Raw genomic sequence first — 16864 nt, forward strand, 5'->3', positions numbered from 1 at the left:
GACCAGGGACCTTCGTCCCGGGGGCTCCCGTGTGCGAGTCAGGCCGGCGAACCCGCCCAGCCCCCAGCTCGGTGGGTGGGGCTCGGTGGGTGGTCCTCGGCCAGAGCATCACCAGGCCAGCAGGGTCGTGGTCAGGGGCGAAGGTCCCGGAAGTCGTCCCTTAGGACCGTTTCAGCCGGGATGCTCTGGACGCCGGACGAAGGGGACGACTGACCTTGGCCTGGTGGCCAGGGGACCTTCGGCCCTCTGCGCCACTCGTCCCGCTTCCTAACGTCGGGGTCGGACAACCGGAGGACACCATGCAACGCCGAACAGTCGCGGACGTGATGACCAAGGACGTCGTCACCGTCGCCGAGGACACCCCGTTCATGGAGATCGTCGAACTCCTCGCCGAGCACTCCATCAAGGCCGTACCGGTCATCGACCCAGACCGCCGCGTCATCGGCATCGTCAGCGACGCCGATCTGCTCCGTAAGGAGGAGTACAAGGACCCTGCCGCCAACGAGCACCCGCTGCTGGAAAGCCGGCGCCGCCGCAAGGCCCGTACGAAGGCGTCCGCCACCCACGCCGCCGGCCTCATGACCACACCGGTGGTCACGGTGACCGCCGGCACGCCCGTGGCGAAGGCCGCGAGGACCCTGGCCCGGTACGGTGTCAAGCAGGCCCCCGTCATCGACGAGGACGGGCACCTGGCCGGGATCGTCACCCGGACCGACCTGCTCCACCTGTTCCTGCGCTCCGACGACGACATCCGGGACGAGATCGTCCGCGAGGTGCTCGTCCACGCCATGTGGCAGGACCCCTCCCGCGTCCATGTCCAGGTGCGGGACGGCGTCGTGCACCTGTCCGGGAACGTGGAGACCAGAAGCCTCATCCCCATCTGCGTGCGCCTCACCGCATCGGTCGAAGGGGTGGTCGACGTCGTGAACGACCTGTCCTACGACTTCGACGACACGCGCCCCGCGCCCTACGGCCCTTTTGATCAGGAGGCTCGAATTGCCCGGCATCGCTCCGGATGAGCTCGACATCCACTTCACCACGACCAAGGATGTGGGCGAGGAGGACGTGCGCCTGGCTCGTGAGGCCGTCGCCTGGGCGCTGGCCCATGTCGCGCGTCCCGTCCTGTACGCCAAGGCCACGCTCAGCGTCCTCAAGGACCCCGCCGTGCCGTACCCCAACCTGGTCTCGCTGCGGGTCGACCTCAACGGCGTGCCGATCAACGCCCATGCCGCCGCGGCCTCGATGCCCCAGGCCATCGCCCAGTCCGGCAGGCGCCTGCGCGCCCGGGTCGAGCACATGGCCACGTACTGGGAGGCGCAGCGCAAGAAGGCCCGCACAACCAAGCGCGGAACGACCTCACGGAGGGACGTGCGATGAACGTGCGCCGTCCTCCCATACCTCGCGGCTCCGCCACCAAAACTAGGCGTTCACCTGTTTCGTTGACGGCCGTGCGTGAGCCGTTGGGCCAGGGTGTGCGTCGCGGTCAGGGCAGCGGCGGTCAGGGCCACGCCCCACACGATGTCGCGCGTCCGCGTCGAACGCAGGACTCCGGCCCGCCGCAGCTCGTTCCGCGCCCACAGGGTGAAGGGGACGACCACCATCGCGGAGGTCGCCGCACCGGGGGTGTAGCCGCGGACAGCACCGGACAACGCCAGGTGGCCCGCGCCGTGCAGCCCGAACGCGAGAAGCGCCGTCTGGTAGGCGGCCGAGCGTCCGCCGGTGCGATGCCCGTGGGCCGCCGACGCCGCGATCAGCACACCCATCCCGGTGACGGCGACGCGGAACTCGTGCTCGTCGATGGATTCCAGGCGCCGCCACACCCGGTCGGGGACGCCCGGGAAGCGTTCGCGCAGTTTGGGAACGTGGGCACGGAGCCAGCGCGGCACCATGACCACCTCCTCGGCGTCATGCAGTGCCCACGCGCCCAGCAACCCCAGCGTGACGCGGGCGTCGGCATCGTCCATGCCCGGAATCCTGCCAGCACGATCGCTCTCGTCCGCGAGGTGATCGAGATGCGAGCCGACTCCGCACCGGGATCGGCCGTTGTCGGCTAGATTCTCGATCATGGTTCCGGGTCTCGTGTGTCTCGACCGCTGGCTGGACGAGGACGAGCAGCGGCGGCTCGTGGCGGAGATCGACGCCGCGCCCTGGTCATCGCAACTGAAGCGGCGTGTCCAGCACTACGGCCACCGCTACGACTACGGCAATCGCAGCGTGGGCGGCGCTCCGGCCCCGCCGCTGCCCGCGTGGGCGGTGGCGCTGGCCCGGCGGTTGCACGAGGACGGCCACTTCGACCGGCCACCCGATCAGGTGATCGTGAACGAGTACCTTCCCGGTCAAGGGATCAGCGCGCACGTCGACCGCGTCCCCAGCTTCGGACCGGTCGTCGCCTCGGTCAGCCTGCTGTCGGCCTGCGTCATGGAGTTCACCCACCCGGAGGACGGCACGCGCGTGCCGGTGAGTCTCGACGTCGGCAGCCTGTGCGTGATGACCGGCCCGGCGCGCTTCACCTGGCGGCACTCCATCCCGGCGCGCAAGACCGACCCTGGACCGAACGGACGGGTGCCCCGCGGCCGGCGAGTGTCCGTGACCCTGCGCACGACCCTCTGAGCGGCCGGAGCACGGCCTAGGCGCGGGTGGCGAGCCAGGCTTTCCACGACCCGTGGACGGTGATGTCCCGGCCTGAGGCGATCGCGTCGGCGGTGGCGCCGAAGCCGACCACGCGGCGGCCGTCCGAGAGTTCGACCTGGCCCAGCGTCATGGGTGCGGGGAGGGCGGCCAGGAAGCGGCCCAGCGCGCCCGGGGTGAGCTGCCAGACCTCCCCCGCGATGGACCTTCCGCCCGTGGGGACGCGGCTCATCCCGGGTTTGGGGGGTGTCGTGTCCAGCGCAGCGAGGCGGTACGCCGGGGCGGTCGTGGCCTCCCCCGCCCAGCGGGCGCCCAGGGCCCGTAGTTCCCCTTCCAGGGGCTGGCCGCGCAGATGCGCGCCGACGACGAACAGGTCCACGGCCCCGGTGATCGCGGCGGGCCACGGCAGCGACGGGGCGTCCATGGACGGGGTGAGGTCGGCGCCCGGGAACGTCTCCGCGGGAGGGTCCGCCGGGACCATGACGCGCGAGGCGAGGTCGAGGGCGACGGCGTCGTGGAACGTGCGGGCGACGACGGTGACGCCGAACTGGGCGGCACCGGCCTCTCCCTCGTCGACCGTCCCGGACGGGACGGCGACGGCGCACAGGTCGAGCAGGTTGCAGAAGTTGGTGTAGGTGCCGACGCGGGCGTTCGTGCCGAGCGGGTCGGCGGCGACCTCGGCCACAGACGGGTGGAAGGGCGCGGTCGGCACGAGGAGGGCGTCGAAGCCCTCCAGCAGCGCCATGCACTCCCGGTGCAGGTCCTTCAGGCGGGCCTGGTCGCGGGAGAGCGCCGAGCCCGTGACCAGGCCCGCCCTGTGGATGATCCCCGCGACCGTCGGGTCGAGGCCGGCGTCGGCGTCGTCGAGGCGGGCGTCGACGAAGTCGCCGACGGCGGCGTGCCGTTCTGCGACGAGGGCGCCGTCGTACAGCAGGCGCGCGGTCTCCAGGAAGCGGGCGAAGGGGATCGGTTCGACCGTGCAGCCATCGGCCCGGAGCCGGTCGGCCGCCGCGGTGAACGCCTCGGCCCAGCCCGGGGCCATGGCGGGCAGTTCATCCGGGATGGCGACGCGGGCCGCGTACGGGGCGGCGAGCGGGGCGTCGGCGGGCCAGGCCCGTGTCCCGGGCCCGCCCGCCATCACCGACATGGCCAGGGAGGCGGTGCCCAGATCGCGGGCGAAGATCGTCAGCGTGTCGTAGGAGCGGCACGCCGGGACGACCCCGTCCGTGGAGACGATGCCGAGGGTGGGCTTGATCCCCACGATGCCGTTGAACGCGGCCGGGACGCGCCCGGAGCCGGCGGTGTCGGTGCCGATCGCGATGTCGGCCTCGCCCGTGGCGACGGCCACGGCGGACCCGGACGACGACCCGCCGGACACATGCGTGGCGCGGTGGGCGGAACGCACGCGTCCGTAGGGGCTGCGCTGCCCGACGAGGCCGGTGGCGAACTGGTCGAGGTTGGTGGCGCCGACCAGTGCGGCACCGGCGGCGCGCAGCCGCGCCACGGCGGGCGCGTCCTCCGCGGCCGGTCCCCGGGCGAACCCGGGGCAGGCTGCGGTCGTCAGGACGCCTCGGACGTCCACGTTGTTCTTGACGGCCAGCCGCAGCCCGGCCAGCGGACCGGCGGCCGCGCCGGCCGTGATCTCCGCTTCCGGCAGGCGCCAGATCCACGCCTCGGGACGCGGTGACGCCGCGTCCTCGGCGAGCCGCCGCGCGCCGGTCGTGGTCTCGATGGTCATTCCGCCCCTTCCGCGTGCGGCGCCAGCACCACGAGCGCCTCGCCGGGGGCGACCTGGTCGCCCGTGCCCGCGAGGATCGCGTCGACGACGCCCGCGCGGGGAGCGGTGATGGGTGCCTCCATCTTCATGGCCTCCAGGGTGACCAGGGTCTGCCCGGCCTCGACGATGTCGCCGGGCGCGACGTCGACCTTCCACACGTTGGCGACGAACGGCGCGTCCACGCGGGTGCCGCCCTCGGGGACGTGGACGGTCGCCGGCGCGGGCACGGTGGCCGCCTCCGCGGCCGCCGCGCGCTCGAACTCGCCCGCCGCCTCCCACGCGTCGCGTTCGGCGCCGAACGCGGCGGCCTGGGCGGCGCGGAACGCGGCGATGGACTCGGCGTTCTCCTCCAGGAACCGCTCGTGCTCGGCAAGGGAGAAAGTCCCCTCGGCGGCCTCCAGCCCGCGGCGCCCGGCGGCCACGTCGGCGCGGATGTCGAGGAGTTCCTCGGCGGAGACGGGATACCAGGAGATCCGGTCGAAGAACCTGAGCAGCCACGGGTCCCGGTCGTCGTCGGGGTGCCTGCGCCAGACCTGGTGGGTGCGCCCGACGAACTGGTAGCCGCCGGGGCCCTCCATGCCGTAGACGCACAGGTAGGCGCCGCCGATGCCGACGGAGTTCTCCGCCGTCCAGGTGCGGGCCGGGTTGTACTTGGTCGTCACGAGGCGGTGGCGGGGGTCCAGCGGGGTCGCGACGGGCGCGCCCAGGTAGACGTCGCCGAGGCCGAGCACGAGGTAGGTGGCCTCGAAGACGGTCGCGTAGACGTCGTCGACGGAGTCCAGGCCGTTGATCCGGCGGATGAACTCGATGTTCCAGGGGCACCAGGGCGCGTCGTCGCGCACGCCGGCCATGTACCGTTCGATGGCCTCGCGGGTGGCGGGGTCGTCCCAGCTCAGCGGCATGCGGACGGTGCGCGAGGGCACGGTGAGCTCGGAGACCGGCGGCAGGGACCGCTCGATCTCCTCCAGCAGCCCGAGCAGCGCGGGCACGGGCAGCACGGACGGGTCCACGTGCACCTGGAGGGAGCGGATGCCCGGCGTGATGTCCAGGACGCCGCGTTCGGCGCGTTCCTCCAGCGCGGTGTGGAGGGCGTGCACGCGGGCGCGCAGGCGCAGGTCGAGGACCATCTCGCCGTACTCCACCAGGACCGAGTCGTCGCCCTGGCGCCGGTAGGTCACCGGCGTCTCGCCGTCGCCGAGGCGGCGCAGCACGCCGTCGTCGCCGTCGCCGCCCGGGACGAACGAGGGCGGCGAGGGCAGATCGAGGCCGCGGGGCGCGGGCGCGTCCGCCAGCCGGACGGGCACGAACCGCACGGTGTCGCCGGGACGCAGTTGCCCCAGCTTCCAGCGGTCGGCGGAGACGACGGTGAGCGGGCACACGAACCCGCCGAGGCTGGGCCCGTCCGGGCCGAGCAGGATGGGGGTGTCGCCGGTGAAGTCCAGGGCGCCCACTGAGTAGGGGGTGTCGTGGATGTTGGAGGGGTGCAGGCCGGCCTCTCCGCCGTCCGGGCGGGCCCAGGCCGGCTTGGGCCCCATCAGGCGCACGCCCGTGCGCGCGGAGTTGAAGTGGACCTCGTAGTCGGTGGCGTAGAGCCGGTCGATGTCCGCGCGGGTGAAGAACTCGGGGGCCGCGTGCGGGCCCTCGGTGACGATCAGTTGCCAGTGCGTGCCGAACCGGGGACGGCGGGACGCCGGGACGGGCGCGGCCTCCGCGCCTTCGGCGTCCCCGCATGTCCGGAGGACGTCCCCGGGACGCAGGGCGCGACCGCCGTGACCGCCGAACCCGCCCAGGGTGAACGTCGCCGCCGACCCCAGATAGGCGGGGACGTCCAGGCCGCCGCCCGCGAACGCGATGTAGCTGCGCAGCCCGGCCTCGGGCGCGCCCACGTCCAGCGTGGCGCCTGCGGGGACGCGCACCGGCTCCCACATCGGCACCGGAGCCCCGTCGACGGTGACCCGGGACGGGGCACCGGCCACGCACACGGTGGTGTCGTGGGTGAAGATGAGTTCGGGGCCGCCCGCGGTGCACTCCAGGCCGGCGGCGTTCTCGTCGTTGCCGAGCGCGAGGTTGGCCAGGCGCAGCGAGCGGTCGTCCATGGCGCCCGACGGCGGCACGCCGACCTGCCAGTGGCCCAAACGGCCGTCGGCGTCCTGCACGGTGGTCATGAGGCCCGCGCGCCCCACGGTGATGCGGGGCTCGGGGTCTCCCAGGCCGGTCAGGGTGGACGTGGTGTGCTCGGCGGCCCGGAACTCCGGCAGGCGCACGGCGGCGCGCAGCATCCCGAGGTTGACCTCGATGCCGTCCAGGCGGGTCGCGGCGAGCGCGCCGCCGAGGCGGTCCAGCGCGTCGGCGCGGTCGGCGCCCGTGGCGATGACCTTGGCGAGCAGGGGGTCGTAGGCGGTGGTGACGTCGGTGCCCGTCGTGACCCACGCGTCGACGCGGACACCGTCCCCCTCGGGCAGGTCCACGCGGGTGAGCGGGCCCGCGGACGGGCGGAAGCCGTTGGCCGGGTCCTCGGCGTAGACGCGCGCCTCGACGGCGTGGCCGCGCACGGGCACGGCGCCCGTCCGCTCGTACGGGGCGAGGAAGGCGGCGTCGCCACCGGCCAGGCGCAGCATCCACTCGACGAGGTCGACACCGGTGACCTGTTCGGTCGCGGGGTGCTCGACCTGGAGGCGGGCGTTGACCTCCAGGAAGGACGCCTCCCGCCGCACGGGGTCGTAGACGAACTCGACGGTCCCCGCCGACCGGTAGCCGATCCCGGCGGCCAGGGCCCGGGACGAGTCGTGCAGCCGCCGCCTCACCTCGGCGGGCAGCGCCGGGGCCGGCGCCTCCTCGACGACCTTCTGGTTGCGGCGCTGAAGGGAGCAGTCGCGGTCGCCGAGGGTCACGACGCCGCCCGCCCCGTCCCCGAAGATCTGGACCTCGACGTGGCGGGCGTCGGCGACGTACCGCTCGGCGAACACCCCGCCGGACCCGAAGGAGCGCTCGGCCAGGGACGTGACGCGGGCGTAGGCCGCGCGCAGCTCGGCGGCGTCCCGGCACACGCTCATGCCGATGCCGCCGCCCCCGCCCGTGGCCTTGACCATCACCGGGTACCCGATGCGCTCGACCTCGGCCACCGCGTGCTCGGCGTCCCGGAGCAGGCCGGTGCCGGAAAAGACCGGCACGCCCGCGGCCACCGCCGCCGCCCGCGCCGTGTGCTTGTCGCCGAAGGTACGCAACTGCGCGGGGGTCGGGCCGACGAACACCATTCCGGCGCCTTCGACCGCCTCGGCGAAGTCGGCGTCCTCGGACAGGAAGCCGCATCCGGGGTGGACGGCGTCGGCGCCGGTCTCCTTGGCGGCGCGCAGCACGGCCTCGGCGTTCAGGTACGACCGCGCGGGCGCGGTGGGGCCGAGCAGGACGGCCTCGTCCGCGGCCAGGACGTGCGCGGCGCCCCGGTCGGCCTCGGAGAACACGGCGACGGTGCGCAGGCCGAGAGATCTGGCGGACCGGATCACGCGGCAGGCGATCTCGCCCCGGTTGGCGACCAGGACCGTGGAGACGCCGAGCCCCCCGTGTGGCCGGTCAGCCACGGTGCACCACCATCTCCACGCGGGACGGGTCGAAGCCGTTGCACGGGTTGTTGATCTGCGGGCAGTTCGACACCACCGCCAGCGTGTCCTTCTCCGCGCGCAGCGACAGGGCCAGGCCGGGCGCGGAGATGCCGTCGACGATGCCGAGCGCGCCGTCCGGGTCGACCGGGACGTTCATGAACCAGTTGATGTTGGAGACCTGGTCGCGCTTGCCCATCCCGTACTTGGACAGCTCGTTGATGAAGTTGTCGGCGCAGGCGTGCTGGGCGTAGGTGTGGTGGCCGTAGCGCAGCGTGTTGGACTCCCGGGAGCAGGCGCCCCCGAGGGTGTCGTGGCGGCCCACGCCGTCGGCGGCGATGACCAGCAGGGCCTCGCCCTCGTTGTCGCGCAGGACCGAGCCGGTGGTCAGGAACACCGAGTCCTGCTCCTGAAGCGTGACCTGGGCGCTGTACGCGCGCGAGTGGTCGTGGGCGTCGTAGGCGAGGAAGTCGACGGCCTGGTTGCCGTCCAGGTCCACGATGGTCAGGACCTCCCCCGCCGTCAGGACGCGGGACCAGGGGGCGCGGGGGGCCACGGTCTCGCGGTGCACGATCTCGCCGAACCGCTCCACGGCCGCGGTGATGGACGCCTCGGCGGCGGCCGGGTCGCCCGGGGTCTTCGTGCCGAGATGGGTGACGCTCATCGGGTGCTCCGTCCTGCGCGGTGGTCGGCGGTGTTCTCGAAGGCGCGGCGGCCCTCGGGGGTGGCCGTCCACTCCGGGTCCTCGGGGGTGGTGACGCGGTCGCGCCAGGCCAGCACCTCCAGCGCGCCGCAGGTGTACCGCTCGCGCGGGTCGAGAGGGTGGGCGGCGTTGGCGACGAGCACGACGACGGGCAGCTCGGTGCGCAGCGTGACCCGCGCGCCCGCGCCCGCCGACCCCTGCCAGACGGGACGCCCGTCGTCGATGCGCACGCCCTGGAAGAACGAGATCGCCGGGGGCACGTCGCGCCGCTCCAGGCCGTTCTTGAGGGCCCCGTTGACCAGGAGCTCGCGTCCGGCGGGGCTGGGGCCGTGCACGGAGCCGTCCCCGTAGCGCCGCTCGTTGCGGGCCTTGGTGGACGCGCCGTAGATCGTGTCGTGGTGACCGGAGGTGTCCTCGACGATCGTCGCGAGCACCCGTGCCTGGTCGCTGAGCAGCAGGTAGCCCGCGTGCGGGTACACCTGCCACTGGATCTTGGCGGTGTCGGCGATGTTCAGCCGCTCCCACGGCATGTCCGCGTGGTACAGCACGACCTGCGCGCAGGCGTCACCGGTGACGTCGGTCAGGCGCACCCGCATGCCGGGAGCCAGCACGCGATGGGCGTAGCCGCCGCCGGGCAGGCGGTCGCTCCAGACGACGTCCTCCGGTGCGACACCGTCCGGGACGTCGGTCTGCGCCGAGGCCGGGACGGTCGGCGCAGTGTAGACGACGGTCCCCTCCTGGGCACGGGCGTGTTCCCTGGCCCCTGCCGTCGTGGCGGTCGCTGCGGGCACGGCTTACCTCCTCCGAATTTCTGTCGATCAACAGAAAGTGAAACGGGCGCGGTGACGCGCCAGATCTCAGACGTGTGAACGGCATGTAAATCGGTGGTCCTGCTACGTTCCGTACATGGCAGGACGCGGACGACCCCGGACCAAGGGCCCCTCTCTCTCGGGCAGCACGGAGCAGGACATCCTGGACGCGGGGGCCGACCTCTTCTGCACGGCGGGGTTCGGCTCGGTGAGCACCTACCGGCTGGCCAAGGCGGCGGGCATCTCCCAGGCGACGCTGTACCACTACTTCGCCAACAAGCACGAGGTGCTGCTCGCCCTGCTCCTGCAGACGGTCCGGCCGTCGATCGTCATGGCGGAGCGGATCGCCGGCGAGAACGGCCTGCCGGCCCGCGAGCGGCTGCGCCGGCTGTGCGCCTACGACGCCGACCTCCTGGCGACCAGCCCCCGCAACCTCGGCGCGCTCTACCTGCTGCCCGAGGTCGCCGACGAGGCCCTGTCCCCCTTCCGCGCCGAGCGCGACCGCCTGGTCGGCGCCTACCGCGCCCTGGTCGGGCAGTGCCTGCCGGACGCCCCGGAGCCCGAGCACGAGGCCGTCGCCGACCTCGTGTTCGGGCTCGTCGAGAGCGTGATCCTGTGCCGCCAGCGCGCGGGCGGCGCCCCGATGCCCGCCGGCACCGGGGACCGCATCGCCGAGGCCGCGCTGCGGATCGTCGGCCGCTGAGCGGCCGGTCACACCCCGGCGACGGGCACGCCGCCCGGAGCCTCCGGCTCGGGCACGTCCACCACCCGGTGGTCGAAGGACCGCAGGTCGCGCTCCTCCTCGTCGCGCGGGCGGCCGGCCAGCGAGGCCAGGACGAACGCGCCGACGCCGACCACCCCGGCGAGCAGCGTGGCCCATCCGTCGAACCCCTCCCCCACCAGGCCGTTCTCGATGTGGAAGAGGTCGTTCGGCACGCCGTAGAGGGTCGGGGTCAGCGCGAGGAACACCAGCCGGACGACCAGCCCCACGCCCATGCCCACCAGCGCGCCCGTCGTCGTCGACCGCCGCCAGAACAGCCCGAGCAGGAACGGGCCGATCAGGCAGGCCAGCATGAGGTCGAACGCGAGCGTCAGCAGGATGCCGGTCTGCGAGACCCGTACGGCCAGGAGCGTGGCGCACACCGCGACGGGCAGCATCGCGATGCGCACCCACCGCAGCAGCGGGTCCTTGCGGCCCGGCTCGACGCCGCGCTTGAGACCGGCGATGTTGCGGACCGTCACCGCCGAGGTGGCCAGCACGGCACCCGACCCGGTGGAGAAGGACGCGGCCACGACCCCGGACAGCACGAGCACGGCGAGCAGCATCGGCGCCCCGCCGTCGAGCAACTGGTAGACGACGGGCCCGTCGGCGGGCTTCAGCCCGAGCTCGGCGGCGCCGGTCAGCGCGATCAGCGACCACACCACGCCGATGAGCGCGGTGAAACCGGCGCCGACGAAACAGGCGCGGCGCGCCGCCTCGGGACTGCGGGCTCCGAAGATGCGCTGCATGAAATCGATGGCGACCAGGTCCCCGATGCCGAGCGAGACCAGCGTCGCCCAGTTGATGGCGGCGCCCTGCGCCGGATCGGTGAGCTGCCCAAGGTCGAAGGGCCCGGCCCCGTCCGGGACGCTGATCCCGTGGTCGGCGACCACCCAGCCGAACAGCGCGAGGGTGGCGCCGATGGTGATGGCGGCCTGGATGACGGCGGTGTAGACGTCCGAGAACAGCCCGCCGCCGACGGTGTAGGCCAGGATGAGCGCGACGGCGACGACGACGCCCAGCTCGTACGGGACCCCGGCGAACCTCTCCATCAGGAACCCGAGGGCGACCAGGTTCCCGGCCAGCAGCACGGTGAACGCCACGACCATGAGCACGCTCGCGCCGACCTCGACGCGGCGCGTGTAGCGGCGCGCGAAGAAGTCCGCGAGGGTCATCAGCCCCATCCGGTTCATCGGCTTGGCCAGGAAGAGCCCGGCCAGCAGCAGGCAGATGGCCAGCCCCAGCGCCAGCGAGGCGCCCGCCCAGAACCCCAGGTCGGCCGACAGGTCGGTGTTCCCGATGGTGGCGTTGGAGTCGACGGCGGCGGTGGCCAGCGCGACCGACACCAGCGGCACCCCCAGTTGCCGCCCGGCGACGAGATAGTTGGTGGAATCGCCGTCGACGAAGCGGGCCACCGCGATGCCGACCACGAGCACGAGCAGAACCGTCAGGCCCACCCCGGCGATGATCATTCGTCCTCCTGGACGCTCGAATTTCTGTCAAGCGACCGATAGTCGCGTCCAGTTAGCCCGCCTGCTGTTACGCCGAAGGCGGCCCCATGCAACGGCCAGGTAAACCAGTCCTCACAGCCCCCCGCGCGCCGAGTGCGGGCCGGCGGCCGCCGCGGCAGGCATCAGTGGATCGGCCCCAGAAACACCACCGGCCCGCAGCTTGCCGAGCTGCGGGCCGGGGCACGGTGAAGGATCGAGCGGACCGTCACGCTTCTAGTCGCGGAGTTCGAACACCCAGTCTCCGGGGATTCCGCCGATATGCCAGTCCTCGGACGTCAGGCGATCCCGGATCTCCAGATCCACCATCTCGTTCCTGTCGCCATAGCGTGACGCGCAGACGACGGTGTAGAGGCCCACACGTCGCTTCTCGAAGGAGGTGCGGTCGCATTGCGTGGCGGTCACGGTCCTCGCGTATTCGTTGAGCGCGTCCTCCGAGAGCCCGAACCTGACCTTGTGCGGCACCCCTCCCATCAGAAGAGCGATTGTGCCCACCAGCAGTACCGGAGCCGCAGAGACCCTCACCAGGAAAGCAGTGTCGTCAAGCGGCGACCGCAGGCACGCCAGGACCAGCCGCACGATGATGGCGGGCACAGCGACCACCAGGACGAGGAAGGCTGCGAACTCGTAGTTGAAGCCGAGTCCGACCGTCCACTCCGACCAGAGCAAATAGACACAGGCCAACCCCACCGAACCGATGAACACCCATCCTGGCGCTTTACCGAGCATGGCCAATGAGAAGCATGGATCAGGCCGCCGGTCAACTTGGTCTCGAGTGGACGGCGAGCAGGCCGGCATGCCTGATCGGGCGGAATCCGCGTTCTCTGCCCGATCACCGGGTCGGCTTCACCGTGCCGTCACGAGATGGGAAGTTCGGCGCGCGGCGTTGGGTGAAGGCGGCGATGCCTTCGCGGGCGTCCGGTGAGGTGAACGCCTTCTGGCCGTAGAGGGCCTCGCTGTGAAACGCCTGATCCTGCGGGAGGTCACCGAGCCTGAGCACGGCCTCCTTGATGATCCCCAAGGCGGTGCCGCTGCGAGCCACGAGCCGATGGGCGCGGCCGAGCGCGGACTCCAGCAAGGCCGGAGCGGGCACCACCTCGTTGAGCAGTCCGTATCGGAGTGCCTGCGCCGCGGAGATCCGATCCCCCTGGAGCATCAGCTCCATCGCCCACACGTAGGGGATCTGCCGTGTCAGCCTGGTGAGGGTACCCCCTGCGGGCACGACGCCGACGCCGCTCTCGGGAAGGCCGAACTCGGCGGTGTCGGCCGCGATCCGGATGTCCGTGGACAGCATGATCTCGAAGCCGCCGCCGAGGCAGAGACCGTTGATCGCGGCGATCACGGGTTTGAACAGCGTGGTGTGCTTCTGGTGCGCGGCATCCCATTCGGAGATGTCGAACCGCCCTTGTGCCAGGGCGGGGATCGACTCGGTGAGGTCGGCCCCCACGCAGAAGGCGCGGTCGCCGCTGCCGGTGAGGATCGCGACGGCGAGCGAGTCGTCGTCGCGGACCTCGGCGAAGGCCGCTCCCAGTTCCTCGTACATCGCGAGCGTCAGCGCGTTGAGCTTGTCGGGCCGGTCGAAACGGATGATGCCGACCGGCCCGTCGCGGTCGAGGGTGATGCCGCCCATCAGATGACCTTCTTCTCGCGCAACTCGGCGATGCGGTGCTCGTCGAGATCGGCCAGAGCCCGCAGAACGGTGTCGGAATGCTCGCCGACCTTCGGTGCCAGGCCGCGTGGCTCAGTGGGCGTGCCGTCGAGCTTGATGGGCGAGCCGAACATGCGCAGTCGGCCGAAGTCGGGATAGTCGACATCGACGACCATGTCACGCGCGGCGATCTGCGGGTCCTCGACGACCTCGCCGATGTCCTTGATCGCGCTCAGCGGTACGGCGTCGCCGACGATCTCCTCCAGCTCGGCCTTCGTCTTGTCCTCGAACCACTTGTGCAGCAGCGGCCGGATCCGCCGCTCGTAGACCTCGGGATCGAACCGCTTGGCCATGGTGTCGATCTCGGGATCGTCGGCGAGCTCGGGCTGTCCGAACAGGTGGCAGGACAGACGCCAGAACTTGTCGGTGTAACCGCCGAAGAACACGAACCCGTCCCGGCACGGATAGAGCTCGTAGGGCTTGACGAAAGGGTGCTCGTTGCCCAGCGGACCGGGGACCTTGCCCTCGACGGCGTGGGACACCACGGCGTTCTCGGTGAGGCTGAGCACCGAGTCCTGCTGGGACACGTCGACCATCTGCCCCTCCCCGGTCTTCTCCGCGTGCCGAAGCGCGGCCAGGGTACCGATGACCGCGTACAGCGTGGCCGACAGATCACCGATGATGGTGCCGACGCGCACGGGAGGCCGGTCGGGGAACCCGTTGATCGACCACAGCCCTCCCGCGGCCTGCGCGCTGTTGTCGTACGCGGGCCGGCGGCTGTAGGGGCCGAACTGCCCGTAGCCGGAGATCGCCGTGTACACCAGCCGCGGGTTCTGCGCGCGCAGCGTCTCATAGCCGACGCCCAGCTTGTCCATCGTGCCGGGCCGGAAGTTCTCGACCACGACATCCGCGCGCCGTACCAGTTTCTTCAGCAGCTCCTTGCCGTCCGGCTGGGACAGGTCGAGGGTCAGACCGAACTTGTTGCGGTTGAACTGGGCGAAGAACCCGCTGAACTCCTCGCCGGAAGCGGCCTTGAGCTTCGGCGGGAAGTCCCGGGCGTAGTCCGGGTCCCTGGGATTCTCGATCTTGATCACGGTCGCGCCGAGGTCGGCCAGCAGCATCGAGCAGAAGGGGCCGGCGACGACCCGGGTGATGTCCAGGACCACGATGCCGCGCAGCGCGCCCCGGGACGGCCCGCCGGGAAGCATGTCCGCGATCGCGCCGTAGTCGTTGATGGTCATGTTCGCCTCTGATCTCCAGATCGGCCGGTCAGCCCGCCGCCGCGTCGACCCTGACGCGGGCCTCCAACAGGGTGCCGCACTCGGGGCTGTAGTACTCGTCGATCAGAACGCGCTGCCCGTTGGCGCGCGGACGGATGCGGACTCCGTACGCGGCCAGCCTGTCGGCCGCCACGTTGGTGACCTTCCGCGCGGCCTGGTGCCAATCCTCGCCTGTGCCCAGGCGGGCACCGCTGGCGGGGACGAACCAGCCCTCCGCGTCACGGCGCGGCGCGGAGGCCCCGGCCGGCGAGGCCGGCAGGACCCGCCGAGCGGGGCTCTCGCCGAGCCGCTCCCGGCGGAGCCCGGCGCGGGCCCGCTCCGTGGCGGTCTCGTCGACGACGCCATCGGCGAGGATCACACCGTAGATCCTCCGCGCGGCCTCGGCGGTCACGTAGCCGTCGCGAACGTCGGCCGCGACGAGCTGCGGGTCGCGCAGCAGCGGGTCGCCGTAGCCGCCTCCGCCCGCGATCCACTGCACGAACACGTCCCCGGCGCGGACCGTGACGGACTGCTGGTTGATCGCCAGCAGTTCCTTCTCCTCGGCGCTCAACGTGTCCTGGGAGGGGACCCGGCCGTCACCGAGGAGCCGCGCGACATCGGTCCGGCGCCAGATCTCGTGCCCGCTGCCGCCACCGGGGAGACCTCCGCCGAAGCCGTCGGCGACCACCTGGGCGCTCGGGGCGAACACCGTCTGCGTGACCTCCCGCGCCCCGTGCAGGGTCCAGGCGAAACGCAGGCCGAGGCCACCGCGGTGGGCGCCGTGGCCCGCGCTGTCGATGTTGAGCTGCTTCCACAGGTAGAGCACCGGGTAGAGCATCTCGTTCATCTCGACGTCGGGCAGCATGTTGTTGACCTGCGTCATCATCCCCGCGCAGTCGAGCCCGTCGCCATCGGGCTGGGCACCGGCGCCTATCCCTCCGCCGTCCATGTTGAACAGCACGAAGTACTCGCCGCCGTCGGTGGTGCCCGCGGAGATCCCACCGGTCCACGAGTCGCCCCAGACCCCTTGCGTGCGGTTGCGGACGGTGTCGTCGTCGCTCCGGTGGCACGCGTCGTTCATGAGCTTGGTGACCAGCCGGCTCACACGGGCACCGGTGGTGAGGTGCCCGTTGCTGATCGGCGCCGGGGGCCGGGGGTTCACGATCGAGCCGGGTTCGGCGATGATGTCGAACGCGGTCATGACACCCTCGTTGAACGGGACGTCCCAGGCGAGGATCGGCACGATGGCCGTGGCGACGCTGCCGACCAGGGCTCCGTAGCTACAGTTGACGAAGCCGCCGGTCTGCTCGCTGGAGCCGGTGAAGTCGAAGGTGATCTGGTCGCCGCTCTTGGTCATGGTGCAGGCGATGCGGTACAGCTCGTCGACGTGTCCGTTGTGTTCGGTCCACTCCTCGGCGCTGTAGGTGCCGTCGGGGATCGCGCGGATCCGTTCGCGCACGACCTGCTCGGCCAGCTCGAAGGAGAGCCGGGTGTAGTCGCGGAACCGTTCGAGCCCGAACTCCTCGATGGTGCCGAGCAGCCGCCGGATGCCGGTGTTGTTGCTCGCGACCAGGCTGCGCACGTCGTTCCAGTACAGCGTGGGCACACGGACGTTGTTGAGCAGGATCCGGCGCACCCACTCGACGGGTTCGCCCCGCTCGAAGACCTTCACACCGGGCGGCAGCCGCAGCGCCTCGGCGTAGCAGTCATGGGCGCCGGGCGCGAAGCCGCCGGGGGTCATCCCGCCGACGTCGACCAGATGCGCCTGCGACTGCGCCCAGCCGATCAGCTCGTCACCGTGGAAGATCGGGGAGATCACGTTGGTGTCCGGCGGGTGGCTCGCGCCGGCCGTGTGCGGGTCGTTGCAGATGAACGCGTCACCTGGCGCGAGCGGCTCGCCCTCGATGGCCTCCACCAGGTTCCGCACGGCGACGCTGCCGGATCCGATGTGGAACTGGACGTAGTCGGAGTAGGCGTAGATATGGCCGGTGGGGTCGAACAGGGCGGTGTTGAAGTCGCCCGCCTCGGTGATGACCGGGGACCCCGACGAGCGGATCATCGCGATGCCCATCTCCTCCACGATGGAGTCCAGGCGCATCCGGATCACCTCCAGGGTGACCGGGTCGAATCCCTCGGGCAGCTTGGGCTGGGTGCTGGTCATTGTGGTCGTCTCCTT

14 protein-coding genes are annotated in these 16864 nt (G+C 71.8%); 4 read left to right on the top strand and 10 right to left on the bottom strand.

The annotated features are described in order from the left end of the window. Nucleotides 1–299: 299 nt before the first annotated feature. Both QSK21_RS18175 and QSK21_RS18180 read left to right on the top strand, forming a co-directional pair. Nucleotides 300–1019 carry a CBS domain-containing protein gene (locus tag QSK21_RS18175; RefSeq protein ID WP_285697239.1) on the top strand — a complete coding sequence of 240 codons (720 nt, stop codon included), beginning with the start codon at nucleotides 300–302 and terminating at the stop codon, nucleotides 1017–1019. Next, a complete protein-coding gene (locus QSK21_RS18180) occupies nucleotides 997–1377 on the top strand; it encodes a hypothetical protein (RefSeq protein ID WP_285697241.1) in 381 nt (126 codons plus the stop codon). The genes QSK21_RS18175 and QSK21_RS18180 overlap by 23 nt, the downstream gene beginning before the upstream one ends. Before the next feature lie 50 nt (nucleotides 1378–1427). Here QSK21_RS18180 and QSK21_RS18185 read toward each other — a convergent pair whose 3' ends face one another. Beyond that, entirely contained in the window at nucleotides 1428–1964 is a 537-nt protein-coding gene (locus QSK21_RS18185; RefSeq protein WP_285697242.1) for an HXXEE domain-containing protein, read from the bottom strand. A gap of 100 nt (nucleotides 1965–2064) precedes the next feature. Here QSK21_RS18185 and QSK21_RS18190 point away from each other — a divergent pair, with 100 nt between their 5' ends. Beyond that, on the top strand, nucleotides 2065–2610 hold the full coding sequence (locus tag QSK21_RS18190; RefSeq protein ID WP_285697244.1) for an alpha-ketoglutarate-dependent dioxygenase AlkB: 546 nt from the start codon (nucleotides 2065–2067) through the stop codon (nucleotides 2608–2610). 16 nt (nucleotides 2611–2626) lie between these two features. Here QSK21_RS18190 and atzF read toward each other — a convergent pair whose 3' ends face one another. From atzF to QSK21_RS18210, 4 genes are read right to left on the bottom strand one after another with little or no spacing between them, the layout of a single operon-like run. Then, a complete protein-coding gene (gene atzF, locus QSK21_RS18195) occupies nucleotides 2627–4366 on the bottom strand; it encodes an allophanate hydrolase (protein ID WP_285697245.1) in 1740 nt (579 codons plus the stop codon). After that, nucleotides 4363–7983, bottom strand: a complete 3621-nt coding sequence (gene uca, locus QSK21_RS18200; RefSeq protein ID WP_285697248.1) for an urea carboxylase — start codon at nucleotides 7981–7983, stop codon at nucleotides 4363–4365. The genes atzF and uca overlap by 4 nt, the downstream gene beginning before the upstream one ends. After that, entirely contained in the window at nucleotides 7976–8665 is a 690-nt protein-coding gene (locus tag QSK21_RS18205) for an urea amidolyase associated protein UAAP2 (protein WP_285697249.1), read from the bottom strand. Before QSK21_RS18205 ends, uca begins: the two co-directional genes overlap by 8 nt. Then, entirely contained in the window at nucleotides 8662–9495 is an 834-nt protein-coding gene (locus QSK21_RS18210) for an urea amidolyase associated protein UAAP1 (protein ID WP_285697250.1), read from the bottom strand. Before QSK21_RS18210 ends, QSK21_RS18205 begins: the two co-directional genes overlap by 4 nt. A gap of 115 nt (nucleotides 9496–9610) precedes the next feature. Here QSK21_RS18210 and QSK21_RS18215 point away from each other — a divergent pair, with 115 nt between their 5' ends. After that, nucleotides 9611–10216 (top strand): TetR/AcrR family transcriptional regulator, encoded by a 606-nt coding sequence (locus QSK21_RS18215; RefSeq protein WP_285697251.1) that lies wholly within the window; start codon nucleotides 9611–9613, stop codon nucleotides 10214–10216. Nucleotides 10217–10224: 8 nt separating this feature from the next. On the opposite strand, the gene QSK21_RS18220 is transcribed toward QSK21_RS18215, so the two are convergent. From QSK21_RS18220 to QSK21_RS18240, 5 genes are all read right to left on the bottom strand, one after another. Beyond that, nucleotides 10225–11745: a high affinity choline transporter 1 gene (locus QSK21_RS18220; protein ID WP_285697252.1), complete on the bottom strand. Its 1521-nt coding sequence runs from the start codon at nucleotides 11743–11745 to the stop codon at nucleotides 10225–10227. A 252-nt stretch (nucleotides 11746–11997) separates the two neighbouring features. Next, the gene (locus QSK21_RS18225) at nucleotides 11998–12510 is read right to left on the bottom strand and encodes a hypothetical protein (protein ID WP_285697254.1); all 513 of its coding nucleotides are present in this window, start codon (nucleotides 12508–12510) and stop codon (nucleotides 11998–12000) included. A 103-nt stretch (nucleotides 12511–12613) separates the two neighbouring features. After that, nucleotides 12614–13411: an enoyl-CoA hydratase/isomerase family protein gene (locus tag QSK21_RS18230; protein WP_285697256.1), complete on the bottom strand. Its 798-nt coding sequence runs from the start codon at nucleotides 13409–13411 to the stop codon at nucleotides 12614–12616. Next, nucleotides 13411–14670: a CaiB/BaiF CoA transferase family protein gene (locus tag QSK21_RS18235; protein ID WP_285697257.1), complete on the bottom strand. Its 1260-nt coding sequence runs from the start codon at nucleotides 14668–14670 to the stop codon at nucleotides 13411–13413. Before QSK21_RS18235 ends, QSK21_RS18230 begins: the two co-directional genes overlap by 1 nt. A gap of 28 nt (nucleotides 14671–14698) precedes the next feature. Next, on the bottom strand, nucleotides 14699–16849 hold the full coding sequence (locus QSK21_RS18240) for a hydantoinase B/oxoprolinase family protein (protein ID WP_285697259.1): 2151 nt from the start codon (nucleotides 16847–16849) through the stop codon (nucleotides 14699–14701). Nucleotides 16850–16864: the final 15 nt, after the last annotated feature.

The organism is Actinomadura sp. NBRC 104412, assembly GCF_030269515.1.
In the GTDB taxonomy this organism is placed as follows: Bacteria; Actinomycetota; Actinomycetes; order Streptosporangiales; family Streptosporangiaceae; genus Spirillospora.